This is a genomic window from Roseisolibacter sp. H3M3-2 (assembly GCF_029211165.1).
GTDB lineage: Bacteria > Gemmatimonadota > Gemmatimonadetes > Gemmatimonadales > Gemmatimonadaceae > Roseisolibacter.
Map to the genome: position 1 here is coordinate 1 of NZ_JARGEK010000031.1, position 23138 is coordinate 23138.

A 23138-nucleotide genomic window follows, 5' to 3' on the forward strand; every position below is an offset into this window, starting at 1 on the left:
TCGCGCGACGGCCGGCCGGTCGACGGGCGCGCGGACGGCCCCCGCGCCGGGCCGCGGGACGGCCCGCGCGCGTCGTCGCGCGAGGGGCCTCGCGACGCACCGCCCGGACGCTTCCCCGGCCCCTTCGACGGCCCCTTCGACGGCCCCTTCGACGGCCCCTTCGACGACCCCCTGGCGGGGCCCCGCTGCGGGCGCGCGCTCACAGCGCCGTCGGGTTGGCGCGGAGCGCGACCGCCAGCTCGTCGGCGCGCGGCAGCTCCTCGAGGTGGCGCAGCGCGAACTGCTCCAGGAACGACGGCGTCGTGCCGTACAGCAGCGGCCGCCCCAGCCCCTCCGACCTGCCCGTGATGTCGATCAATCCACGCTCCAAGAGTGCCTTGAGGACCCCGCCCACCGACACGCCGCGGATCTCCTCGATCTCGGCGCGCCCGATCGGCTGCCGGTAGGCGATGATCGCCAGCGTCTCGAGCGACGCCGCCGAGAGGCGCTGCGGGCGCTGCGCCAGCTGCGCCCGCTCGATCGCCTCGGTGTACTCGGCGCGCGTCAGCAGCTGCCAGCCGCCGCCCTGCTCCACCAGCTCGAAGGCGTGCCCCGCCTCGGGGTCGTCGTAGTGCGCGCGCAGCGCCGCCAGCTCGCGCTCGACGTCCTCCCCCGTCGCGTCGGCGTCGAGGGTGCGCAGCTCGTCCATCGGGACGGGACGGCTGCTCGCGAACAGCGCCGCCTCAAGCAGCTTCGCCAGGGGACTCACGCGCAATCTCCACGACCGCGAACGGTTTCGGTTGCAGCAGCCGCAGCTCCCCGAGCTTCGCCATCTCGAGGAGCGCCAGCAGCACGCTGAGGATCTGCCACGGCTCGGCGTCCGAGCCCACCACGTCGGTCCAGCGGGTGCGCTGCCGCAGCGCCAGCACGCCGCGGACCGTGGTGATCGCGCCGGCCACGTCGAGCGCGCGCGCCACCACGTCGTGGACCGTCGGCTCGCGCGCCACGCGCAGCACGCGGTCCACCGCCGACAGCAGCTCGGTGAGCGACAGCGCGAGCGGGGGCACCCCCGCCGGCAGCGCGGGCGCCCACGTGGTGGCGCCGCGCACGAACCGCTCCCGCCGCTCCTCCCCGAGCCGGTCGAGGTGCTCGACGACCTCGCGCACCTGCTGGTACTCGAGGAGCCGGCGCACCAGCTCGGCGCGCGGGTCCTCCCACCCCTCCTCGTCCCCGCTGCGCGGCAGCAGGAGCTGCGCCTTGATGCGCAGCAGGCGCGCGGCCATCTCGAGGTAGTCGGCCGCCTCGTCGAGGGCGAGGTGGGAGATGCGCGCCAGGAACTGCTCGGCGACCCGCGCGATCGGGATGTCGTAGACGTCGAGCCGCTCGTCGCGGATGAGCGTCAGCAGCAGGTCGAGCGGGCCGGAGAACTCGGGAAGCTCAACGACGAACGTCGACGGCGCCGCCTCGGCGGCCGGGGAAAGCGCGGCGGTCACAGCCCGGCCGGCGGCAGCATGTACGGCGCCGTGAAGCGGGCCGCCGCGCGCGTCAGCCGGTAGGCCGGCGTCATCCAGATCGAGATGACGCCCAGGTAGAGCAGCGGCAGCAGCAGCAGGAAGCCGAAGCGCCCGAGCTCCTGGTAGCGCAGCGCCCACGCCGGCGGCAGCAGGTGCTTCATGACGTGCGACCCGTCGAGCGGCGGCAGCGGCAGCAGGTTGAACAGCGCGAGCATCAGGTTCAGCATCACGCTGATCTGCGCCATCTCCTGCAGCACCGCGAACGTCGGCAGCGCGCCCGGGAAGCGCTGCCCCAGCACGCCGAGCAGCATGACCAGCGGCACGCTCACGGCGGCGATCGCCAGGTTGGTCGCGATCCCGGCCAGCGAGACGATGATGTCGCCGCGCCGGTAGTTGCGGTAATTCCGCGGGTCGACCGGGATCGGCTTGGCCCCGCCGAAGATGGGCGCGTTCATCACCGCCAGCATGACGGGGAGGATCACCGTCATGAAGGGGTCGATGTGCTTGGCCGGGTTCCAGGTGAGCCGGCCGAGCTCGTACGCCGTCGGGTCCCCCTGCTTGAGCGCCGCGTAGCCGTGGGCGTACTCGTGCGCCACCATCGCGAACAGCAGGACCGGCGCGAACAGGGCGATCGTACGGAGGTCCACCGGCGGCGGGCGGGGCGGGAGAGGAGGGGCCGCCCGGAGGGGGGTGGCGACGGCGGGGCGAAACCTAGCGGCGCCCCAGGGGCAAGTCAAAGCGCGACGGCCCTCCAACCCCATGTCCCGCCTTGACATGGCCCACCGGCGCGGCTAACCTCCGACGCTCTCCGCGCGCGCCGCGCGGGGCCGATCGACCTTCCCGCGACATCTCCAGAGAGTTCTCCCAAGTGCCGAACATCGCCTCCGCCAAGAAGAACATGCGGAAGTCGCGCGCCGCGGCTGTGCGCAACCGCGCGCAGCGCTCGGCGCTGCGGACCGCCCTCAAGAAGGCCCGCAACGAGAGCGGCTCCACCGAGGTCACCACGTTCGCGGTGAGCCTCCTCGACCGCGCCGCGCGGAAGGGGCTGATCCACCGCAACAAGGCCGCCCGCCACAAGCGCCAGCTCGCCAAGGCCGCCGCGGCCGCCGCGCAGGGCTGACCGACGCGCGGGGCGCGACGGCGACGGGGCCGGTCCACATCGCGTGGACCGGCCCCGTTCCGCGTGCGCCCCTCTCCCGCCGTCAGAGGGCGGCCAGCTCGCCCCCGCAGCGCTCGCAGTACCACTCGGTCGGGAAGTTCATCGCGCCGCACTCCTGGCACTTCAGCGTCTTCTGCGCCGCCGCGCCGGCGGGGGTGTCGTCGGGGGGCGCCATCGGCACCCCCATCGCCGCCTGCGCGAGCCCCTGCCCGCCCACGAACGACGGCGAGCCGACGGGGGTGTCGCGCCGCGGGTCGCCGCCGAGCAGCGGCGAGCCGAAGGCGGGCGTCGGGCGCGGCTCGGGCGCCGGCGCGGTCATGATCTCGGCGGCGCCGGTCGGGGCGGAGGGCTGCCCGTACCCATCGTCACCGCGCGCCGCCGAGGGCGGCTCGCCGACGGAGGTCGCGACCGCCGCGGGCTCCGGCTCCGCCGGCTCGGGGGCGGGCGCGCCCACCTGCGACGCCAGCTCGCGCACCTCGTCGAGCTCGCGCCCGACGCCCTCCGCCTCGCGCTCCAGGTCGGCGATCGCCGCCTCGACCTCGGCGCGCTGCCGCGCCCCCTCGTCGTCGCCGAACTCGCCGACCAGCGCGCGCAGCTCGACCTCGGCCAGCGCGTCGCGCCGCTCGCCGAGCGCGCGCCCGAGCGCCCCGTGGCGCTCGTCCAGCCCCGCCACCGCCGCCTGCAGCGCGCCCACGTGCGCCGTCAGCTGCTCGACCACCCGCTGGCGGCGCGCGTCGTAGTCCTGCCGGACGCGGTCGAAGACGTGCGCCGGCGTGGCGTCGCGGCGCGACTCGAGCGTGCTCAGCCACCCCTCGAAGCGCGAGCGCTCCGCGACCAGGGCGCGGATCTCGTCGAGCGGCGGGGTCGTCCTGTCGTTCATCCTGCCTCCCCGCCCTCGGGCGGCGGTACGGTGGGTGCGGCCGCGGGTGCGGCCGGAGCTTGGAGCGCGGCCCGCTGGCCGGGCGTGAGCGGCGTCACGCGGCCGACGAGCCGGGCGGCGAGGAGAATGCGCGCGGCGTGCTCCAGGCTCTCCATGCGCTGGTGCGCCGCCTCCAGCGTCGGCCCGGCCACGGTCGCGCCGTGGTTGGCGAGCAGGAAGGCGTCGTGCGACGCAAAATAGGGCGCGAAGGCGTCGGCCGCCGCCGGCGTGCCGGGGGTGAAGTACGGCACCAGCGCGACCGCGCCGACCTGGCAGATCAGCTCGGGGAGCACGCCGTCGGGAAGTGTCTCGCCGGCGACCGCGAAGCCGGTCGCCGTCGGCGGGTGCGCGTGCACCACCGCGCCGACGTCGGGGCGCGCGCGGTAGATCGCCAGGTGCATCGCCAGCTCCGTCGTCGCGCGCCCGCCCGGCGTCAGCACCCGCCCGTCGAGGTCCACCTCGACCAGCGCGTCGGCGGTCACGTCCACCTTGCTGCGCCCCGGCGGGGTGACGAGCAGGCGGTCGGGGGCCAGCCGCACCGAGACGTTGCCGTCCGGCCCCGCGATCAGCCCCCGCTCCCACAGCCGGCGGCAGACGCGCACGACCGCCGCGCGCGCCGCCGCGGTCATGCCCGGGCTGCCTCCGTCGCCTCGCGGTACACGACGCGCCCGTCGACCACCGTGCACACCGTCTTCCCGCGCAGCGTCTGCCCGGCGTACGGCGTGTTGCGCCCCTTGGAGCGGAAGCCCGCGGCGTCGACGGTCCACGCGCGCGTCGGGTCGAACACGGTCACGTCGGCGACCGCGCCGCGCGCCAGCGTGCCGCCGGGGAGGTTGAAGATCCGCGCCGGCGCGCACGCCATCTTGTCGACCAGCTGCGCGTACGTGAGGATCCCCGGCTCGACGAGCCAGGTGACCAGCACCGCGAGCGCCGTCTCCAGCCCGACGATCCCGTTCGGCGCGTCGGCGAACTCGCGCTCCTTCTCGTCGTAGTGGTGCGGCGCGTGGTCGGTGGCGACGACGTCGATGGTGCCGTCGCGCACCGCCTGCTGCAGCGCCTCGACGTCCTCCGCCGTGCGCAGCGGCGGGTTCATCTTGGCGTTGGTGTTGTAGCCGGCCACCGACTCCTCGGTCAGCGACAGGTGGTGCGGGCACACCTCGGCCGTCACGCGGATCCCGCGCTCCTTCCCCCACCGGATCAGCTCCACCGAGCCCTTGGTGCTCATGTGGCAGAGGTGGATGTGCCCCCCGGTGCGCCGCGCCAGCAGGATGTCGCGGATCGCCATGATCTCCTCGGCCTCGGCGGGGATCCCCTTGAGGCCGAGCTTCATCGACATCACGCCCTCGTTCATCGCGCCGCCGAGGGCTAGCGTCGGGTCCTCGCAGTGGTCCGCGACCGGGATGCCGAAGGCGCGCGCGTACTCGAGCGCCGTGCGCATCAGCTGCGAGCTGACCACGGGCTTGCCGTCGTCGCTCACCGCCACCGCGCCGGCGCCGACCATCTCGCCGAACTCCGCCAGCGACTCGCCCTTCTGCCCGAGCGTGATCGCGCCGATCGGGTAGACGCGCGACGCCGCCGCGCGCTTGGCCTGCGCGATAATGAAGCCCACCGCCGCCTGGTTGTCGGTCACCGGGTCGGTGTTGGGCATCGCGCACACGGCGGTGAAGCCGCCGGCCGCCGCCGCGCGCGCGCCGGTGGCGATCGTCTCGACGTCCTCGCGCCCCGGCTCGCGCAGGTGGCAGTGCACGTCGACGAAGCCGGGCGAGACGACGAGCCCCGCGCAGTCGATCACCTCGGCGTCGTCGGGACGCCCGACGCGGTCGCCGGCGTGCTGGATCTTGCCGTCGGCCAGCAGCACGTCGCCCGCCGCGAGGTCGAGCCGCTGCGACGGGTCGAGCACGCGCCCGCCGGTGAGGAGGATGGGGCGGCGGTCGGGGGCGCTCACGCGTCCCCCCCGCGGCCCTTCTTGGCCGCCTCCGCGAGCTCCGGCGCGCCGCCGGCGAGGAGGTACAGCACCGCCATGCGCACGGCCACGCCGTTGGTCACCTGGTCGAGGATCACGCTGTGCGGCCCGTCGGCGACGTCGGAGTCGATCTCGACGCCCCGGTTCATGGGCCCCGGGTGGAGGATGAGGATGTCGCGCGGCGCGCGCTCGAGGCGCTCGCGCGTGATGCCGAACACGCGGTTGTACTCGCGCAGGCTCGGGATGTAGCCGGCCTGCATGCGCTCGAGCTGGAGGCGCAGCACGTTCAGCGCCTCCGCCCACTCGATCGCCGCCTCGACGCGGTCGAAGACCTCGACCCCCAGCTCGTCGATGGCGTTGGGGAGGAGCGAGCGCGGGCCGCACACGCCGACCTGCGCCCCGAGCTTCTTCAGCCCCCAGATGTTGGAGCGGGCGACGCGCGAGTGCAGCACGTCGCCCACGATGCAGACGCGCCGCCCCTCGAGCGTCTTGAAGCGGTCGCGCAGCGTCAGCAGGTCGAGCAGCCCCTGCGTCGGGTGCTCGTGCGTCCCGTCGCCGGCGTTGATCACGTTCGACTGGATGCGCTCGGCCAGGAACTGCGCGGCGCCCGACGAGCCGTGGCGGATGACGACCATGTCGATCCGCATCGCCTCGAGGTTCCGCGCCGTGTCGACCAGCGTCTCCCCCTTGCTGACGCTGGAGCCGGCGGACGCGATGCTCACCGTGTCGGCGCTCATGCGCTTCTCGGCGAACTCGAACGACACGCGCGTGCGGGTGGACGCCTCGAAGAAGAGGTTGACGACCGTCTGCCCGCGCAGCGTCGGCACCTTCTTGATCGCGCGCTCGCTGATCTCCTTCAGCGGCTCCGCGGTGTCGAGGACGAGGCGGATCTGGTCGGCCGTCAGCGGCTCGAGCGCCAGCAGGTCCTTCCCCAGCCGCGCCCGCCCGCTCACGCCGCGTCCCCCTCCGGCACGAGCACCACGGCGTCCTTCCCGTCGAGCTCCGAGACCAGCACGTCGACCCGTTCCCCCGCCGGCACGTCGAGCTTCTTGCCCACGACGTCGGCGTGGATCGGCAGCTCGCGCCCGCCGCGGTCGACCAGCACCGCGAGCGCGATGCGCGCCGGGCGCCCGAAGTCGGCCAGCTCGTCGAGCGCCGCGCGGACGGTGCGGCCGGTGTAGAGCACGTCGTCGACGATCACCACGCGCGCGCCGTCGATGTTGGCGGGGAGCGACGTGGGGCCGACGACGGGACGCGGCCCGACCGTCTGCAGGTCGTCGCGGTAGAGCGTGATGTCGAGCGCGCCGCGCGGCACCTCGACGCCCTCGGCGTCGGCGATCGCGCGCACCAGGCGGTCGGCGAGCTGCACGCCCCGGCGCTGGATCCCCACGAGGACGAGCCGCTCCGTCCCCGCGTTCAGCTCGACGATCTCGTCGGCCATGCGCTTGACGGTGCGCTCCATGGCGCGCGCGTCCAGCACGACGGTCTGTTTGGGTGGCATGAGCGGCCAATATACACGGCCGCCCGGCGCGGGTAGGCGCCGGGCGGCCGGGGCCGTTCGCGACGGCCGTGCACACGGACAGGGTGGGATTCGAACCCACGAGACGCTTTTGACGTCTACACCGTTTCCAGCGGTGCGCCTTCGACCACTCGGCCACCTGTCCCGGGAGCTGCTTCCTGGACCTGTCGAACGAAACGGGTGGGAGCTTGATCGCTCAAGCCCCCACCCGGACGGACAGGGTGAGATTCGAACTCACGATACCGTTGCCGGTATGCCGGTTTTCGAGACCGGTGCCTTCAACCACTCGGCCACCTGTCCAGGAGCCGTGGATTTTAGCCGGCCGCCGGGGGGGTGTCAACGGACTGGGCGGCGCCCCGTCGCGCCCGGAAGAACGTCGTCAGCAGCGCCCCGCACTCGGCCTCGCGGACCCCGCCGCGCACCGACGGGCGGTGGTTGAGCCGCGGGTGCCGCAGCACGTCGCCCACGGACCCGGCCATCCCCGCCTTGTCGTCCCACGCCCCGAACACGACGCGGTCCACGCGCGCCAGCACCAGCGCCCCGGCGCACATCGCGCACGGCTCGAGCGTGACGTAGAGCGTGCACCCCGACAGCCGCCACTCCCCGACCGCGGCGGCGGCGGCGCGCAGCGCCAGCACCTCGGCGTGCGCGGTCGGGTCGCGGTCGCGCACCGTGCGGTTGGCGGCCGTGGCGAGCACGCGCCCGTCGGCGTGCACGACGACCGCCCCGACCGGCACCTCGCCGGCCGCCGCCGCCCCGGCGACCGCCTCCAGCGCGTGCCCGATCCAGCGCGCGTCGTCGTCGGGGGTCGTCATCGCGTAAGGGCTAACGGCGGCGCGGGCGTGAGGGAAGCGTTCACCGCGCCCCCGCGGGTTGCGCCGCCGCGCGGCGCGCGGCACCGTCCGCGGATGCCCCCCGCCCTCCCCCTCGTCGACGCGACCGACGCGCCCGCGCCCCCCGACGCGTCGCCCGCGCCCGTCGCGGACGCCGCCGCGGAGTCGCCGGCCGCGGGGATCGCGGCCGCGGCCGAGGCGCCGTGGGTCGAGTGCGGCGCGCCGGTCGCGATGCCCTTCTGCGGGGCCTGCGGGGAGGCGCGCGCCGAGCCGGGGGCGCTCCGGCTCGGGCACCTCGCGGCGGAGCTGTGGGAGCACGTCACCGCGCTCGACTTCCGCCTGCTGCGCACCGTCGTCGAGCTGCTGCGGCGGCCGGGATCGCTCACGGTCGCCTACGTGCAGGGGCGCCGCGCGCGCTACACGCGCCCGCTCGCGCTGTTCGTGCTCGTGAGCGCCGGGACCTTCCTGCTCGCCGACCGCTGGAAGGGAAGTCTGGGCGACCCGGTGCGCAACGTCGCGGCGGCCAAGCCGACCTCACAGATCGCGCGGCGCTTCGACGGCTACGCGGCCCGCCACGGCGAGACGCGGGCGCAGCTGCTCGCCCGCGTCGGGCGTTCGCCCCTCCTCACCTCGCGCACCGCGAACACGATGCTGGTGCCGGTGGTCGCGGTCATCCTGTCGGTGCTGATGGCGCGGCGCCGCCGCCTGCTCGCCGAGCACGCGCTGCTCGCCATCCACCTGCAGACGTTCCTGCTGGTCGCGACCGTCGGCGTGATCTTCGGCGGCTTCGCCGTCGTGGCGGCCGCCGCGCGCGTCGCGGGGTGGCTCGGGCGGAACCGGGCGGCGTGGATGGACGACGCGCTCGACCTCGCGGCGCCGTTCGTCGTCGCGGGCATCGTCGCGCACGTGTACGCGGCCATGCGCCGCGCCTACGCGCTCCCGCGCTGGGGCGCCGCGTGGCGGGCCGTCGCGCTGGTGGTCGCGCTCCCGTTCGCGCTGGTCGGCGTGCGCTACGCCGCCCTCCACCTCGTGGCGTACTTCGACGCGCCGTGACGCGCGCGGGGGCCCGGGGACGCGTCCCCGGGCCCCCGCGCGGCCGGGGTCAGACCCCGGCCGCCGCCGGCTCGCCGGCCGGCTCCTCGACCTTCGTGAAGCGGAGCTGCCCGTCGCGCGCCGACTCGGCGCGGATCCGGTCGCCCTCGACGAACTGCCCCTCCAGCACCGCCATCGCCAGCGGGTTCTGGAGCAGGCGCTGGATGGCGCGCTTGAGCGGGCGCGCGCCGAACGACGGGTCGTAGCCCTCCGTGACCAGCAGGCGCCGCGCGTCGGGCGCCAGCTCGAGCGCCAGCTTCCGGTCGGCCAGCAGCTTCCGCAGGCGGCCGAGCTGCAGGTCGATGATCCGGTCGATGTGCTCCTCGCCCAGCGGGTGGAAGATGATCATGTCGTCCACCCGGTTCAGGAACTCCGGGCGGAAGTGCTCGCGCATCGCGCTCGACACCTCGGCCTCGACCAGCTCCCAGTTGTCGTCGGCGTGCTCGAGGATCTGCTGGCTGGCGATGTTCGACGTCATGATGATCACGGCGTTCCGGAAGTCCACCGTGCGCCCCTGCGAGTCGGTGAGGCGGCCGTCGTCGAGGATCTGCAGCAGGATGTTGAACACGTCCTGGTGCGCCTTCTCGATCTCGTCGAACAGGATGACCGAGTACGGGCGGCGGCGCACCGCCTCGGTGAGCTGCCCCCCCTCCTCGTAGCCGACGTAGCCCGGCGGCGCGCCGATGAGCCGCGCCACCGCGTGCTTCTCCATGTACTCGGACATGTCGATGCGCACGAGCGCGTGCTCGTCGTCGAACAGGAACTCGGCCAGCGCGCGCGCCGTCTCGGTCTTCCCGACGCCCGTGGGGCCGAGGAAGATGAAGGAGCCGATCGGGCGGTTCGGGTCCTGGAGCCCGGCGCGGCTGCGGCGGACGGCGTTGGCCACGGCCTGCACCGCCTCCTGCTGGCCGATGACGCGCTTCCCCAGCTCCTCGTCGAGCTTCGTGAGGCGCGTGCGCTCGCTCTCCATCATGCGCTGCACCGGGATGCCGGTCCACCGAGCGACCACGTCGGCGATGTCGTCGGCCCCGACCTCCTCCTTCAGGAACTGCGGGCGCCCGTCGTGGCTGGCGAGGCGCTGCTCGGCCTCCGACATGCGGCGCTGCAGGTCGGGGATGCGGCCGTAGGTGATCTCGGCGGCCTTCTGCAGGTCGCCCTCGCGCGTCGCCTGCTCCGCCTCCTGGCGCGCCTGCTCGATCTCCTGCTTGATGGTGCCGACGGCGCCGAGGGTCTCCTTCTCCTGCTGCCACTGGGCCTTCATCGCCTGCGAGCGCTCGCGCGACTCGGCCAGCTCGCGCTCCAGGTTGGCCAGCCGCTCGACCGAGGCCGGGTCCTTCTCCTTCTTGAGCGCGGCCTGCTCGATCTGGAGCTGCACGATGCGGCGCTCCACCTCGTCGATCTCCTGCGGCATCGAGTCGATCTCGATGCGCAGCCGCGAGCTGGCCTCGTCGAGCAGGTCGATCGCCTTGTCGGGGAGGAAGCGGTCGCCGATGTAGCGGTGCGAGAGCGTGGCCGCCGCGACGACGGCGCCGTCGGTGATGCGCACGCCGTGGTGCGCCTCGTACTTCTCCTTGAGGCCCCGCAGGATCGCGATCGTGCTCTCGACGCTCGGCTCCCCGACGTACACGGGCTGGAAGCGGCGCTCGAGCGCGGCGTCCTTCTCGATGTACTTGCGGTACTCGTCGAGGGTGGTGGCGCCGACGACGCGCAGCTCGCCGCGGGCGAGCGCCGGCTTGAGCATGTTGCCGGCGTCGGGCGACCCCTCGGTCTTGCCGGCGCCGACGATGGTGTGCGTCTCGTCGATGAAGACGATGAAGCGCCCCTCGGCGGAGGTGATCTCCTTGAGGACCGCCTTCAGCCGCTCCTCGAACTCGCCGCGGTACTTGGCGCCGGCGAGCATGGCGCCGATGTCGAGCGAGACGAGCGTCTTGTTGCGCAGGCTCTCGGGGACGTCGCCGTTGACGATGCGCTGCGCCAGCCCCTCGACGATGGCCGTCTTGCCGACGCCCGGCTCGCCGATGAGGATCGGGTTGTTCTTGGTGCGGCGCGACAGGACCTGCACCACGCGCCGGATCTCCTCGTCGCGGCCGATCACCGGGTCGAGCTTCCCGCGGCGGGCGCGCTCGGTGAGGTCGGTCGAGAAGCGCGAGAGCGCCTGGTACTTCTCCTCGGGGTTCTGGTCGGTGACCGTGTGCGAGCCGCGCACCTGCTGGAGCGCCTGCTTCACCTGGTCGCGCGAGGCGCCGACGCCGCGCAGCAGGGCGAAGCTCTCGGTCCCCTTCACGTCCGAGAGGGCGAGCAGCAGGTGCTCGGTGGACACGTACTCGTCGCCGAGCTCGCGGGCGTCGGCGTCGGCGCGGTCGAGGACCTGGCTCAGCTCCCGCGACACGGCGGGCTGGGCGTCGCTCTGCTTCGGGTAGCGCGCGGCCTCGGCCTCGGCGCGCTTGCGGAAGTCGCCGACGTTGACGCCCAGCTTCTGGAGGATGGGCGTGACGATCCCCTCGTCCTGCCCGAGGAGGGCGAGGAGGAGGTGGGCGTCGTAGACGAGCGGGTTCCCGGCGCGTCGGGCGAGCGCCACCGCCTCGTTGAGCGCCTCGGCGGATTTGACGGTCAGCCGATCGGGATTCAGCATGGCGCGATGGGGGCTGGGAGAACGGGCGGCCGGTCGCGCGGGACGCGCGCGGCACGCACTGCATCGCGGGTGGCAAGCCGGGGGCCCCGAAAAGCGGCCCCGCTGGCGCAGTCGGGCGCCCGGGTCGGCGGCGGCGGCGCGCGGCGCGCGCCGTTTCGGCAGGCGTCGGCGCGCAGGGCGGCGGGCGGGGCGCGGACGGCGAACGCCCCGTCGGGAGACCCGGCGGGGCGTTCGGAGTAGTGCGTCACGTGTGCTGTCGCTCGCTCAGTGGGCGGCCGGGGCGTCGTCGCCACCGGAAGCTACTTGGTGACGAGGAACTTCTTCACGCCTTCGACTCGACCATCCACGTCCAGTCGGTAGAGGTACACGCCCGAGGCGGCCTCGCGACTGCTGTTGATGTACTTGCCGTCCCAGTAGGCCCTGTACGATCCACACGAGAGCGTGAGGTTCTCGACGGGCGTCTGCCCGCCGGCGCCTGCCGTACCCGATCCGGAAAGGACCGGCACCGCCACGACCTGCGCGAGCAGGTTGTAGATGCGGATGCTCACCCGATACTGCCGGGCGGGTTCGGCGCACGCCGAGTCGATCGCGAAGGGGATCGTGGTCTCGGGGTTGAACGGATTCGGATAGTTCTGCCCGAGTGATCCGGTGCGGCGCACAGGCTGCGGGGGTTGCCCGCCGGCCTGCGCCTCCGTGGAACGTGGCATGAGCGCGCTGAGAGCAAGCACTACGACGAGTGCTGCCCAACGGAGCTTCATGTGCCTCTCCAATTTGACGGACTAGGTTCCTTGGCAGGACTCCTGTTGCGGTGGATAGGACGGACTACGCCTGCTGAGACGCTAACCGGCCGGCTGAGCCGTGTCAAGCAGTTGAGGTGGCACCTGAGGTGTCCCCTCCAGCCCGCCAGCGACGCCCCTCTGGGGTCTTCTCGGTAAGTCCCTCCCGGTCAAGGAATTCGAGCACGGACATCAAGTACTTTCTCGAGACCCCCAGGACTTCCCGCACCGCTCCGGGGGTATACACCGTCCCGGGCACCAGGTGCGCCGCGAGCCGCCCCACGGCGCCCGTGACGACGGCCGCCGCCGCGACCCGCTCGGAGTCGAGGACCACCGACCGCCCGCTCCGCACCGAGAGGGCGAGCAGCGCCGGGACGTCGCGTCCCAGCTCCCCCGTCAGCTCGGCGACGGTCGGCAGCTCCAGCCCCGCCGCCGCCAGGCGCGCCTCCAGCGTCGAGAGGAGCCGCGACTGATCGGCGGACGGCGCCGGCACCCACCCGGCCCGACGGACCCGGGCGCCATCGAGCTCGACCGTGCCCTCGGTCACAAGACGCGCCACGGCCGCGTCCGCCACGGCCGAAGGGGCCTCAAGCCGCAGGCGGAGCGCCTGGCGTGACAGCCCGGGCTCGAGCGGGAACGCCCCGTGGTGCGCGTCGACCAGCGCCAGGGCGCGCTCCCGCAGCGCCGCGAGCACACCGGCAGAGACGACGACCTCCTCGACGCGCGCGAGCCCGGCCGACGGATCGGCGAGCAACGCCCCGACCCCGGCCGGGGCGACGCCGAGCCGGATCGGCAGGTCGGCGACCGGCACCCCCGCGCCGCCCGCGGTGTCGAGCAACAGCGCCAGCGTGGCGGCCGGCGACGGACCGACGACGGGGAACGGCCGGACGCGCCGTCCCCCCGGCAGCGGGTCGCGGACCACGCCGCCCCCGAGCGTCGTGAGCGGCGAGCCGCCGCGGAGCACGAAGCGGTCGCCGGCGCGGGCGGCGACCGGGGCGTCGAGCACCACCCGCGCGGCGCGCATTCCCCCCGGCTCGAGGCGTCCGCCCGCGGCCACCACGCGCGCCCCGACCTCGGTGGTGCCGAGGTGCAGGCGGAGCGCGGTGCGCGGCCCGATCGCCCGCGAGGACTCGCCGAGCAGGGTGACGTCGGCGCGCCAGACGTCGGCCGGGCGCCAGCCGCCGCCGGCGACGAGCACGGTCCCCCGCCCCACCTCGGCCACCTCGACGCCGACGAGCGCCACCGCGGCCCGCGTCCCCGGCCCGACGCGGGCGACCTCGCGCCCGTGCGACTGCAGGTGGCGGACGCGCACCTCGCGCATGGACGGCAGCAGGCGCACGTGGGCGTCGCGGGCGAGGGCGCCGCTCCACACGGTCCCGGTGACGACGGTGCCGACCCCCTTCACCGTGAACGCGCGGTCCACGGGAAGCCGGAACAGGTCGTCGCCGTCGCGCGCCGGGAGGCCGGCCAGGGCGACGGCCAGCGCGTCGCGCACCCCCTCGATCCCGGCGCCGGTGACCACCGACGTCGGCACGACCGCCAGCGCCTCCACACCCGCGGCGGCGAGCGTCGCGCGCACGTCGTCGGCGACGAGCGTCAGCCACTCGTCGTCGACGAGGTCCGCCTTGGTGAGGGCGACGACGGCGCGCCGCACGCCGAGCAGCGCGAGGATCGCGAGGTGCTCGCGCGTCTGCGGCATCACCCCCTCGTCGGCGGCGACGACGAGCAGCGCCACGTCGACGCCGGTCGCGCCGGCGAGCATGGTGCGCACGAACGCCTCGTGCCCGGGGACGTCGACGACGCCCGCGACGCCGGCCGCGCCGAGCGGCAGCGGCGCGAACCCGAGCTCGATCGTGATGCCGCGCCGCTTCTCCTCCGGCAGGCGGTCGGTGTCGACGCCGGTCAGCGCGCGGACGAGCGCGGTCTTGCCGTGGTCGATGTGCCCCGCGGTGCCGACGATCACGGCGCCGCGTCGGCGCCCGGCGAGGCGGGGCCCGCCGCGAGGCGCGACCCCTCCCAGCTCTCGAACGCCCGCAGGGGACGGCCGTCGGTGAGGTGCTCGCGCAGGAACTCGCGCAGCAGGCGCTGGTGCGCGCGCGCGCTCTGCGGGTCGAGCGGCGGCTCCTCGTCCTCGGCGCCGACCCAGGCGCGCAACGCGGCGCGGGCCTCGGCGAGGAGCGCGCGCCCCACCCCGGCGAGGCGCCCGCACCGCTCGCACAGCAGCCCGCCCGCCGGGTGGCTGAAGCGCGCGGGGCGCTCCGCGGGGAGCGCGTCGTGGCAGCTCGCGCAGGCGTCGAGCGAGGGGGCGAAGCCGAGCGCGGCGACCAGCCGCCAGGCGCCGGCCAGCCCCGCCGCGCGCGCCGCGCCCGGGTCGGCGACCGCGACGGCGTCGAGCGCGTCGACGAGCGTGTCGTACCACGTCGGCTCGCTCTCGTCGCGCGCGAAGCGCAGCACCAGCTCGGCCAGGGCCGCGGCGGCGGCGAAGCGCTCCAGGTCCGCGGCGAGCGCGAACCGCGCCCGGTTCACGTCGAATGACGCCAGCGTGTGCAGGTCGCGTCCGGCGCGCGCGTAGAACTGCGCCTGCCCCTCCGCGAACAGGTCGAGGGCCCCGCTGAACCGCTTCTGCGAGCGCCGGGCGCCCTTGGCCAGCACCGACTGCACGCCGTGCTCCCGCGTCGCGAGCCGCAGCACGCGCGAGCTCTCGAGGTAGTCGAAGGAGTGGAGGACGATCGCGTCGGTGACGACCAGCGCCATGCGGGGAATCTAGGGGGGTGGGAGCGTGGAGCGTCGAGCGTCGAGCGTCGAGCGTCGAGGGGGCTCCTCGAAGGGCTACCGTGATCTCCCTGAGGAGCCGCCTTCGCGGGGCCACGCGAGCGCCGGGCGCCGAGGACACCCTCTCCCTCGGCGCCCGGCGCTCGGCGCTCGGCCCGTGACGCGACGGGGGCTCCGCGGGGGGACACACCGTCCCGCCCCGCGGAGCCCCCCTCGACGCTCGACGCTCGACGCTCCCCTTCCCCCTACTCCTCCCCGCCCGCGAGCCCGGTCGCCCGGGCCAGCGCCTCGACCTCGCGCGCGACCCGGATGGCCGACGTGGTGTCGCCGCGGGCGGCGAGGGCGGCGGCGAGCTGCTGACCGGTGACGGCGTAGGCGGCCGGGATGGAGACGGAGGCGCGGTCGATCCAGCGGCCCTGGCGGACCAGGGCGCGGGCGCCGTCGTAGTGGCGCTCCCACAGCGCGCGGGTGCGGGGCAGGTCGAGGTGGATCCCGCCGACGTCCACCAGCTCGGCGGTCTGGGCGAGCGGGCCCGGCTCCAGCCGGTACGCGAGCCCCTGCTGTCGCAGGAAGGGCGCGAGCCCGAGCCCGGCCGGGTAGACCGCGTTGCTGAAGTAGAGCGGGCGCTCGGGGAAGGTGTCCTTGATCGCGCGCAGCACCAGCAGCTGGTCGCGCGTGAGGATCCCCGCGGGGAGGGTGACGTCGATGCCGAGGTGCTGGAAGCGCTGCGGCTCGTCGAGGCGCACGTAGTCGGGCATCGCGTCGGCCTCGCGCGCCGACAGCTTCCACAGCGCGCCGGTCGGGGCGGTCCACCGAGCGCCGGCGTAGAGCGACGGGCCGCGCGCGGCGTCGTAGGGCTCCGGCGGCTGCACGAGCAGCTGGCGCGCGTACCACGGCAGCCCGAGGTACGGCACGAGCGCCACCGTCACGTCGCGGCGCACCCCCTCGACCTGCTGCGCGTACCAGAGCGGGAAGGAGTCGTTGTCGCCCGCGGTGACGATGACGCCGTACGGCTCGACCGACGCGAGCAGGTCGCGCGCCCAGTCGGCGGTGAAGGTCTCGCCGCGTCGGGACGCCGCTCCGAGGTTCGCGACCGCGGGCACGAGCGCGAGCGCGAGCAGCGGCGCCGCCGTCGCCCACGCGCGCGGGCGAGGCGGCTCCACAACGCGCCGAGGCCGAGCGCGACGAACACGCCCCACGCCGAGAAGGTCCAGACGAAGAAGTAGTCGCGGTCGCGGACCTCGCGGCGCACCGCGTCGCCGAGCTCCGGCGCCTGCGAGAACGCGTAGGCGAAGTTCAGATAGAACACGAGGGCCAGCGTCAGCGTGGCGGCGAGCGGGGCGAGGTACCACCACGCGCGCCGGTCGCGCCGCGCCAGCGCCGCGAGCCCGTAGAGCGCGACGCCGAGGAAGACGAGGGCGAGCGCGCGCTGCGCGGCGGGGGCGCGCCCCTCCGCGTCGCGCAGCCACTGCCACTCGAAGTACATCCACAGCATCCCGACCTGCGCCGCGAGCGGCGCCTTGCGCTCGGCGACCGCGTGCCCGCCGTACTGGATGCGCCGCACGTTGTCCGACAGCCGGCGCGCGGTCTCGGCGCTCAGCGTGCAGTCGAGGCGCGGGCGCCCGTCCTCGCACGCGGTCGGGTACCCCTCGTTGATGGCCGGCCGGTGCGCGGAGCGGATCGGCTCGACGGCGAACAGCGTCAGCGCGCCGACGAGCAGCCCGCCACCGGCGAGGAGGAGGCGCCAGCGGAGCAGCGTCGCCGGGCGTCGCATCAGGACGGCGACGGCGACCGCGGGGCCGGCGAGGAAGCCGGCGGGGTGCACCGCGTAGCCGAGCCCCGCGATCCACACGGAGAGCAGGAGCAGGCGGTCGGCGCGGCGCTCGTCGCCGGCGTCCTGCGCGTCGAGCCAGCGCAGCACGAGCCACGACGTCAGCGCCAGGCCGAGCAGGGAGACTGTGTAGACCTTCTCGTTGACGACGCTCTGGTTCCAGACCGAGAAGGCGGTCGCACCGGCGACGGTGCCCGCGGCGGCGCTGGCGAGGCGCGGCACCCGCGCCGGGACGAGCGTCCGCAGCGCGCGGTGGGCGCAGAGGAACCAGAGCCCCGCGCTGGCGGCGCTCGCCGCGGCGGCGAGCAGATTGATGCGCACCGCGTACGCCACCGGCAGCGGCACCAGCCCGGCGACGTGCGCCAGCAGCACGAACAGCGGGTTCCCCGGCGGGTGCGGCAGCCCGAGGGTGCGGGCGACGGCGATGTACTCGCTGGCGTCCCACATGGCGGTCGTCGGCGCCAGCGTCGCCGCGTACAGCGCGAACACGGCCACCGTCACGAACGCCGCGGCGCGGTACGGGGGACGCTCCCCGCCCGCGGCCGCCGCGGGGCGCCCCAGCCAGAGCGCGGCCGGCAGCAGGACGCAGTAGCCGAGGACGAGCAGCGTCGCCGCGAGGGAGACGCCCCCCCGCCACAGGTCGACGTAGCCGCCGATGAGGGCGAGGAGCCCGGCCGCCGCGAGCAGGCGCGGGGCGACGCGGGACGGGGGCGCGGAGGGCGCTTCGGGCATGGCGCGGACGGGTGGACGGCCGTGGGAACCGCGGATCCGCGGTCCGACAGCCGGACGGGCGCCAGGGTTTGAATCCCGGCGCCCGCCCCCGCCCCGCCGGTCAGAGCCCCGCGTCGATGCGCAGCCCGGCGAGCAGCGTGGCGCCCGGCGCCCGGAAGCCGTAGAGCGCCTGGTACTCGCGGTCGAGGACGTTGTCGGCGCGGAACGTCAGCGCGACGCTCCCCGGCCGGTCGGCGCGTCGCAGCACGGTCACCTCGCCGGCCAGGTTCAGCAGCACGTAGCTCGGCAGCGTGCCGCGCGCGAAGGTATTGAAGTCGATGTCGTCGCGGCGCCCCGTGTAGCTGACGCGCGCCGACACGGTCCCGCGGTCGACGACGGGCGCCGTGAGGGCGAGCGACGCCAGGTTGGCCGGGCGGCGCAGCAGGCGCCCGCCCCGCACGAAGGTCGCGTTGGCGCCGGTCTGGAAGCCCGGGTCGGTGACGCGCGTGTCGACGTGGGTGTAGCTGAGCGTCGACGCCACGCCGCGCACCGGCGCGAAGCGCGCCTCCAGCTCCACGCCGCCCGCGTTCGCCGCGGCGACGTTGAAGTAGTTGGAGGAGTCGGCCGTGCCGGCGACCGGCGCGAGCGACCCGTACTGGATCACGTCGCGGAAGCGCTGCAGGAACCAGGTGCCGCTGACCGTCCCGAGTCCGAGCGGGAGCGCCTGCTCGACCCCGGCCTCGACGGAGCGCGTGCGCTCGGGGCGGAGGCCGTCGTTGCCGCGCTCGAACGCGCTGCGCGCGAAGTTCTCGGGGAGGGTGGGCTCGCGGAACGCGTTGCCGGCGGCGACGCGGAGGCGCGTGCCGTCGAGCACCTTCACGCCGGCGCCGGCGCGCACGGTGCGGAAGGCGCCGAACGCCGAGTTGTCGTCGTAGCGCCCGCCGAGCGTGAGCGTCGCGCGGCCGCCCGCCTCGGCCAGCAGCTGCCCGTACAGCGCGCGGTTGTCGCGGCGCGGCGCCGTGCGCGAGCCCGGGCGGATGCCGGTCGCCGAGATCGACGAGTCGGCGCTGCGGAACATCGTGTGGCGGTAGTCGCCGCCGAGGGTGAGTACGGTCCCCGGCGCGGCGTACCAGTTGGCGCGCACGTCGGCGTTCCGGCGCGTGGTGCCGTCGTAGCTCACCGAGCCGGTGTTGCGCGTGCCGCCGTCGGGGCGGTCGTCGTTGCGCCCCGTCAGCCCCGCGAGCCCGCCCTGCACGCGCAGCTCGACGTCGCGCCGCAGGAAGGCGCCGCCGTCCACGCCGACGGTCGCGCGCTCGTCCTCGCGGAAGGCGTTGCGGTCGACGATCCGCCCCGAGCCGTTGGTCGGGAAGTGGTAGCGCGCCCGCTGCCCGCGCGCCGCCACCGACAGGTCGCCGCGGCCGGGCGCGGCGTAGCGCAGCGTGGCGCTCGCCGACGCGTTGCGGTAGCGGTTGTCGAAGTCCGCGGAGTCGACGATGCCGTCGCTGGCGTAGTGCGCGGCGCCCGCCGACCACCCGAGGTTGCCGACGCTCCCCGACGCCTCGCCCTCGCCCTCGACCGAGCCGTAGCTGCCGCCGCGCACGGCGAGGCCGGCGCGCGGGCGCCCGGCACCGCGCTTGGTGAACACCTGCACGACGCCGCTGACCGCGTCGGACCCGTACAGCACGCTCGCCGGGCCGCGCAGGATCTCGACGCGCTCGACGTTGTCGACCGTCAGGTTGGCCCAGTTGAACGCCCCGCCGGCCTGGTTCACCGGCACGCCGTCGACCAGCACCTGGGTGTACTTGCTGTCGCCGCCGCGCAGGAAGAGCGACGTGTTGGAGCCGAACGACCCGCCCTGCAGGACGGCCGCGCCGGGGACGTCGCGCAGCGCGTCGAGCACGTGGGTGACGCCGCGCGCGCGCAGCTCGGCGCCGGTGATGACCGTCGCCGTGGCGGTGGGCGCGGCCTGCGGCACCGGGAGGCGCGTCGCGGTCACGACGACCGGGCGCAGCGCGGCGGTGTCGCCCGAGGTCGCGGGCGCGGGCTGCTGGGCGGCGAGCGACGCGGCCGGGACGAGCGACGCGAGCGCGGGGAGGAGCGGGAGGCGGGACATGTACGAGAGCGAGAGGTGATCGAGCCGGACGTGCGACATCAAGGAGCGCGGCGGCGGCCGCGCAGCGGGACGAGGGCCGGCGCGCCGACGGCGGGGTCGCGCGTGACGACCAGCGGCCACTCGTACACGCGCTCGAGCGTGGCCCCGTCCATCACCGCGTCGGGGGGGCCGGAGGCGGCGACGCGGCCGCGGTGCAGCAGGACCACGTGCGCGGCGAAGCGCGCGACGAGGTTGAGGGTGTGGCTGACGAGCAGCACGGCGCGCCCCTCGCGCGCGGCGCGGTCGGCCAGCTCGAACAGCGCCATCTCGTGCGCCACGTCGAGGAAGGTCGTGGGCTCGTCGAGCACCAGCGCGCCGGCCTCCTGCGCCAGCGCGCGGGCGAGGCGCACGCGCTGCCACTCCCCGCCCGACAGCGCGTCGGTCATGCGGTCGGCGAACTCCTCGACCCCGGCGTCGGCGCGCGCGCGCTCGACCGCGGCGCGGTCGCCCGCGGTGGGCCCGCCCCACCGCGCGCCGTGCGGCAGCCGGCCGAGCGCGACGTAGTCGCGGACCGGCAGCGGGAAGGCGGGCTCCTCGCGCTGCGGCAGCTCGGCGACCAGCTGCGCGCGCTCGCGCGGCAGCATCGCGCGCGCGTCCTTGCCGTCGACCAGCACGCGGCCGCGCGCGAGCGGGACGCGCCCGAGCAGCGCGCGGACGAGCGAGCTCTTGCCGCTGCCGTTCGGGCCGACGACGGCGGTCACCCGCCCCGCCGGCGCCTCGACCGTCACGTCGTCGAGCGCGGCGCGCTCGGCGCGGGGGTAGACGACGGACACGCCGTCGAACAGCAGCGCGAGCGCGGTCACCGGGCCCTCGCCAGGCGCCACAGGAAGAACGGGACGCCGACGAGCGCGGTCACCGCGCCGAGCGGCAGCTCCGACGGCGCGCGCACGACGCGGGCAGCGACGTCGGCGCCGATGACCAGCGTCGCGCCGAAGAGCGCGGCCGCGCCGAGCAGCTGGCGGTGCGCGCGGACGCCGAGGGCGCGCGCGAGGCGCGGCGCCACGAGGCCGACGAAGCCGACGAGCCCCGCCGCCGCCACGCTCGCGGCGGCGAGCATCGACGCGGCCACGAACACGCGCGGGCCGGCGCGGTCGACGTCGACGCCGAGCGCCGCCGCCGGCTCCTCGCCGAGGGCGAGCGCGTCGAGGTCGCGCCCCCACCGCAGCAGCGCCCCGCCGGCCAGGGCGGCGTAGCACGCCAGCGCGCCCACCTGCCGCCACCCGGCGTCGGCGACGGAACCCATCATCCACCAGAGCGCGTTGCGCACCTGGTCCGGGGTCGCGTCGGCGAGGACGACCATCACCGCCGCGTTGGCGAAGGCGCCGACGACGACGCCCGCCATCAGCAGCAGCCGCGGGTCGGCGCGCCCGCCCCCCGCGCGCGCGATCGCCAGCACGAGCGCGCTCGCGGTCCCCGCGCCGACGAACGCGCCGAGCGGGACGAGCACCGGGTCGCTGACGCCGGCGGCGAAGGTGAGCACCGCGCCCACCGCCGCGCCGCCGGACACGCCGAGCAGGTACGGCTCGGCGAGCGCGTTGCGGAGCGCCCCCTGCAGCGCCCCGCCCGACAGCGCGGTCCCCGCGCCGACGAACGCGCCGAGCGGGACGCGCGGCAGGCGCAGCTCGCGCACGATGGTCAGCGTGGTCGCGTCGCCGGCGCCGCGTACCGCGTCCCACACCGCGCCCGGCGCGAGCGGCACCGCGCCGACGAAGACGCCGAGCAGCGCCGCGGCGAGCAGCGCCGCGAGCCCCGCTAGCCAGCGGGCGCGGGGCATCAGGGGCGCGCCGCCGTCGCGGAGTCGGCCAGCAGCGGCGCGACCTCCGGGTGCAGCAGGCGCGCGAGGCTCACCGCCGCCTCGCCGAGGCGCACGGCGGGGCGGTACACGACGTTGGTGTCTACGGCGAGCACGCGCCCCTCGCGCACCGCCGCCAGCGCGGCCCACGCCGGGTCGGCGCGCACGAGCGCGACGCGCGTCGGGCCGACCAGCATCACGTCGGCGCCGCGGCGCAGCACCTCCTCGCGCGACACGGGGACGGCCGGGCGCGCGTCGTCGCCGAAGGCGTTCTCGCCCCCCGCGATGTCGAGCACCTCGTGCTGGAAGCTGCCGCCGCCGACGGCGAGCAGCGGGCGCCCGAACAGCGGCCACACGACGCGCGGGCGCGCGCGCCCGGCGACGGCCTGCCGCACGCGCTCGAGCGTCGCGTCCACCGAATCGACCACCGTGCGCGCGCGCGCCGTGTCGCCGGTGAGGCGCCCGAGCAGCCGCGTCGCGCGGCGGAAGTCGGCGAGCCGGTCGACCTTGATCGCCGCCGTGGCGACGCCGGCGGCGCGCAGGGCGCGCGCGGCCTCGCGGTTGTCCGCCGACGCGTACAGCAGCACGAGGTCGGGCTTCGCGGCCAGCGTGGCCTCGACGTTGGGGCGGATCCCGTCGCCGAGCGCCGGCACCGCCCGCACCTCGGCGGGCCACTCGTCCCAGCGCGAGCGCCCGATCAGCCGCTCGCCGGCGCCGATCGCGAAGAGGATCTCGGTGGTCGCCGGGTTGAGCGAGACGATGCGCCGCGCGGGCGCGGCGACGCGCACGGTGTCGCCGAAGTCGTCGGTCGGGTCGGCGGGCGCCAGCGCGCGCTCGACCGCGTTGACGGCGTCGGACGGGCGCGGCGCGTCGCCGCCGCCGCCGGCGGCGAGCGCGGTCAGCGCGAGCGCCGACGCGGCGAGGAACGGGAGAAGCGAGTGGGGGAGACGCACGACGGCCGTCCGGCTGGGGAGCGGACGGCCGCAACACGACGACGCGAGCACCGGCGGACGCTCGCGCGCCCCGCCACCCCACCACCCCACGTCGTCACATCGCCACCGGCCCTCCCCCGAGGGTCCTGGAATGGTGGCGCGCCGGCGGGTCGTCTCCTGGCTCCGGGCCGCGTCGCTCCTCTTCCCGCCCGGCCGCGCCGGTCAGTGGGTGCGCCCCCGTCCGGGGGCGCGCGAGCGTGCGTTGTTGCCCGTCACAGTGGCGGGGCCGCGCCGGTCTCTCACCGGCTTCCGTGTCCCGCGGGCGCGTGGTCCTTCGGTTGTCCGCCGCGAACGGCGTGCTGCGAAGCTAGTCCGCGCCCGGAGCGGCGGCAAGCCGGGCCGCGAGCCGCGCCTTGAGCTCGCCGCGCGCGCGCGCATACTCGGCGCGCTGGGCGTCGCTCGGCGCGGCGTGCGCGCGGTAGTCGGCGTCGAGCGCCGCCAGCGCCGCCAGCAGCCCGTCGCCCGCGTCGGCGGGGGTCGGCGCGGCGAGCTCAAGGCGCGG

Annotated in this window: 20 protein-coding genes, 2 tRNA genes, 1 pseudogene and 1 riboswitch; of the genes and pseudogenes, 2 read left to right on the forward strand and 21 right to left on the reverse strand. The window is 75.7% G+C overall.

Annotated features, from left to right (window positions below; all coding sequences use genetic code 11):
- Nucleotides 1-199: 199 nt before the first annotated feature.
- Genes scpB through PYV61_RS04820 form a run of 3 tightly spaced genes read right to left on the reverse strand, consistent with a single transcriptional unit; the run spans nucleotide 200 to nucleotide 2140 of the window.
- Nucleotides 200-748 (reverse strand): SMC-Scp complex subunit ScpB, encoded by a 549-nt coding sequence (gene scpB, locus PYV61_RS04810; RefSeq protein ID WP_275828879.1) that lies wholly within the window; start codon nucleotides 746-748, stop codon nucleotides 200-202.
- Complete coding sequence (locus tag PYV61_RS04815; protein ID WP_275828880.1) at nucleotides 723-1472, reverse strand: ScpA family protein; 750 nt, start codon at nucleotides 1470-1472, stop codon at nucleotides 723-725. The genes scpB and PYV61_RS04815 overlap by 26 nt, the downstream gene beginning before the upstream one ends.
- On the reverse strand, nucleotides 1469-2140 hold the full coding sequence (locus PYV61_RS04820) for a site-2 protease family protein (RefSeq protein ID WP_275828881.1): 672 nt from the start codon (nucleotides 2138-2140) through the stop codon (nucleotides 1469-1471). Before PYV61_RS04820 ends, PYV61_RS04815 begins: the two co-directional genes overlap by 4 nt.
- Before the next feature lie 221 nt (nucleotides 2141-2361).
- Between PYV61_RS04820 and rpsT the strand changes: the two genes are divergently transcribed.
- Entirely contained in the window at nucleotides 2362-2613 is a 252-nt protein-coding gene (rpsT, locus tag PYV61_RS04825) for a 30S ribosomal protein S20 (protein WP_275828882.1), read from the forward strand.
- Nucleotides 2614-2695: 82 nt separating this feature from the next.
- Here rpsT and PYV61_RS04830 read toward each other — a convergent pair whose 3' ends face one another.
- The 8 genes from PYV61_RS04830 to tadA form a co-directional block, all read right to left on the reverse strand.
- Nucleotides 2696-3532: a hypothetical protein gene (locus PYV61_RS04830; RefSeq protein WP_275828883.1), complete on the reverse strand. Its 837-nt coding sequence runs from the start codon at nucleotides 3530-3532 to the stop codon at nucleotides 2696-2698.
- On the reverse strand, nucleotides 3529-4200 hold the full coding sequence (locus tag PYV61_RS04835) for a class II aldolase/adducin family protein (RefSeq protein ID WP_275828884.1): 672 nt from the start codon (nucleotides 4198-4200) through the stop codon (nucleotides 3529-3531). The genes PYV61_RS04830 and PYV61_RS04835 overlap by 4 nt, the downstream gene beginning before the upstream one ends.
- Complete coding sequence (locus tag PYV61_RS04840) at nucleotides 4197-5516, reverse strand: dihydroorotase (protein WP_275828885.1); 1320 nt, start codon at nucleotides 5514-5516, stop codon at nucleotides 4197-4199. Before PYV61_RS04840 ends, PYV61_RS04835 begins: the two co-directional genes overlap by 4 nt.
- Nucleotides 5513-6487 (reverse strand): aspartate carbamoyltransferase catalytic subunit, encoded by a 975-nt coding sequence (locus PYV61_RS04845; protein WP_275828886.1) that lies wholly within the window; start codon nucleotides 6485-6487, stop codon nucleotides 5513-5515. Before PYV61_RS04845 ends, PYV61_RS04840 begins: the two co-directional genes overlap by 4 nt.
- Complete coding sequence (pyrR, locus tag PYV61_RS04850) at nucleotides 6484-7035, reverse strand: bifunctional pyr operon transcriptional regulator/uracil phosphoribosyltransferase PyrR (RefSeq protein ID WP_275828887.1); 552 nt, start codon at nucleotides 7033-7035, stop codon at nucleotides 6484-6486. The genes PYV61_RS04845 and pyrR overlap by 4 nt, the downstream gene beginning before the upstream one ends.
- A gap of 75 nt (nucleotides 7036-7110) precedes the next feature.
- A tRNA-Ser gene (locus PYV61_RS04855) sits at nucleotides 7111-7198 on the reverse strand.
- Nucleotides 7199-7266: 68 nt separating this feature from the next.
- Nucleotides 7267-7353, reverse strand: a tRNA-Ser gene (locus PYV61_RS04860).
- A gap of 14 nt (nucleotides 7354-7367) precedes the next feature.
- Nucleotides 7368-7868, reverse strand: a complete 501-nt coding sequence (gene tadA, locus PYV61_RS04865) for a tRNA adenosine(34) deaminase TadA (protein ID WP_275828888.1) — start codon at nucleotides 7866-7868, stop codon at nucleotides 7368-7370.
- Nucleotides 7869-7961: 93 nt separating this feature from the next.
- Between tadA and PYV61_RS04870 the strand changes: the two genes are divergently transcribed.
- A complete protein-coding gene (locus tag PYV61_RS04870; RefSeq protein ID WP_275828889.1) occupies nucleotides 7962-8939 on the forward strand; it encodes a DUF3667 domain-containing protein in 978 nt (325 codons plus the stop codon).
- Between the two features lie 49 nt (nucleotides 8940-8988).
- Here PYV61_RS04870 and clpB read toward each other — a convergent pair whose 3' ends face one another.
- From clpB to PYV61_RS04920, 10 genes and pseudogenes are all read right to left on the reverse strand, one after another.
- Nucleotides 8989-11610, reverse strand: a complete 2622-nt coding sequence (clpB, locus tag PYV61_RS04875) for an ATP-dependent chaperone ClpB (protein ID WP_275828890.1) — start codon at nucleotides 11608-11610, stop codon at nucleotides 8989-8991.
- A 299-nt stretch (nucleotides 11611-11909) separates the two neighbouring features.
- Nucleotides 11910-12368, reverse strand: coding sequence for a hypothetical protein (locus PYV61_RS04880; RefSeq protein WP_275828891.1), 459 nt, complete (start codon nucleotides 12366-12368; stop codon nucleotides 11910-11912).
- A gap of 103 nt (nucleotides 12369-12471) precedes the next feature.
- Nucleotides 12472-14349, reverse strand: coding sequence for a selenocysteine-specific translation elongation factor (gene selB / locus PYV61_RS04885; protein WP_275828892.1), 1878 nt, complete (start codon nucleotides 14347-14349; stop codon nucleotides 12472-12474).
- A complete protein-coding gene (gene recO, locus PYV61_RS04890) occupies nucleotides 14346-15140 on the reverse strand; it encodes a DNA repair protein RecO (protein WP_275828893.1) in 795 nt (264 codons plus the stop codon). Before recO ends, selB begins: the two co-directional genes overlap by 4 nt.
- 943 nt (nucleotides 15141-16083) lie before the next feature.
- Nucleotides 16084-17721 carry a DUF2723 domain-containing protein gene (locus PYV61_RS04895; RefSeq protein WP_275828894.1) on the reverse strand — a complete coding sequence of 546 codons (1638 nt, stop codon included), beginning with the start codon at nucleotides 17719-17721 and terminating at the stop codon, nucleotides 16084-16086.
- 100 nt (nucleotides 17722-17821) lie between these two features.
- On the reverse strand, nucleotides 17822-19813 hold the full coding sequence (locus tag PYV61_RS04900) for a TonB-dependent receptor (RefSeq protein ID WP_275828895.1): 1992 nt from the start codon (nucleotides 19811-19813) through the stop codon (nucleotides 17822-17824).
- A 38-nt stretch (nucleotides 19814-19851) separates the two neighbouring features.
- The gene (locus tag PYV61_RS04905) at nucleotides 19852-20655 is read right to left on the reverse strand and encodes an ABC transporter ATP-binding protein (RefSeq protein WP_275828896.1); all 804 of its coding nucleotides are present in this window, start codon (nucleotides 20653-20655) and stop codon (nucleotides 19852-19854) included.
- Nucleotides 20652-21626: an iron ABC transporter permease gene (locus PYV61_RS04910; RefSeq protein ID WP_275828897.1), complete on the reverse strand. Its 975-nt coding sequence runs from the start codon at nucleotides 21624-21626 to the stop codon at nucleotides 20652-20654. Before PYV61_RS04910 ends, PYV61_RS04905 begins: the two co-directional genes overlap by 4 nt.
- Nucleotides 21626-22597: a helical backbone metal receptor gene (locus PYV61_RS04915; protein ID WP_275828898.1), complete on the reverse strand. Its 972-nt coding sequence runs from the start codon at nucleotides 22595-22597 to the stop codon at nucleotides 21626-21628. Before PYV61_RS04915 ends, PYV61_RS04910 begins: the two co-directional genes overlap by 1 nt.
- Before the next feature lie 151 nt (nucleotides 22598-22748).
- A riboswitch (cobalamin riboswitch) is annotated at nucleotides 22749-22887 on the reverse strand.
- Between the two features lie 56 nt (nucleotides 22888-22943).
- A pseudogene (locus tag PYV61_RS04920) lies at nucleotides 22944-23138 on the reverse strand (hypothetical protein); the annotation flags it as partial.

What these genes read in the sequence shown, in the direction of transcription:
- PYV61_RS04830 (WP_275828883.1), bottom strand. Translation starts at nt 3,532, where the DNA reads ATGAACGACAGGACGACCCCGCCGCTCGACGAGATCCGCGCCCTGGTC.
- PYV61_RS04835 (WP_275828884.1), bottom strand. Translation starts at nt 4,200, where the DNA reads ATGACCGCGGCGGCGCGCGCGGCGGTCGTGCGCGTCTGCCGCCGGCTG.
- pyrR (WP_275828887.1), bottom strand. Translation starts at nt 7,035, where the DNA reads ATGCCACCCAAACAGACCGTCGTGCTGGACGCGCGCGCCATGGAGCGC.
- tadA (WP_275828888.1), bottom strand. Translation starts at nt 7,868, where the DNA reads ATGACGACCCCCGACGACGACGCGCGCTGGATCGGGCACGCGCTGGAG.
- PYV61_RS04870 (WP_275828889.1), top strand. Translation starts at nt 7,962, where the DNA reads ATGCCCCCCGCCCTCCCCCTCGTCGACGCGACCGACGCGCCCGCGCCC.
- clpB (WP_275828890.1), bottom strand. Translation starts at nt 11,610, where the DNA reads ATGCTGAATCCCGATCGGCTGACCGTCAAATCCGCCGAGGCGCTCAAC.
- PYV61_RS04880 (WP_275828891.1), bottom strand. Translation starts at nt 12,368, where the DNA reads ATGAAGCTCCGTTGGGCAGCACTCGTCGTAGTGCTTGCTCTCAGCGCG.
- recO (WP_275828893.1), bottom strand. Translation starts at nt 15,140, where the DNA reads ATGGCGCTGGTCGTCACCGACGCGATCGTCCTCCACTCCTTCGACTAC.
- PYV61_RS04895 (WP_275828894.1), bottom strand. Translation starts at nt 17,721, where the DNA reads ATGCCCGAAGCGCCCTCCGCGCCCCCGTCCCGCGTCGCCCCGCGCCTG.
- PYV61_RS04900 (WP_275828895.1), bottom strand. Translation starts at nt 19,813, where the DNA reads ATGTCCCGCCTCCCGCTCCTCCCCGCGCTCGCGTCGCTCGTCCCGGCC.
- PYV61_RS04910 (WP_275828897.1), bottom strand. Translation starts at nt 21,626, where the DNA reads ATGCCCCGCGCCCGCTGGCTAGCGGGGCTCGCGGCGCTGCTCGCCGCG.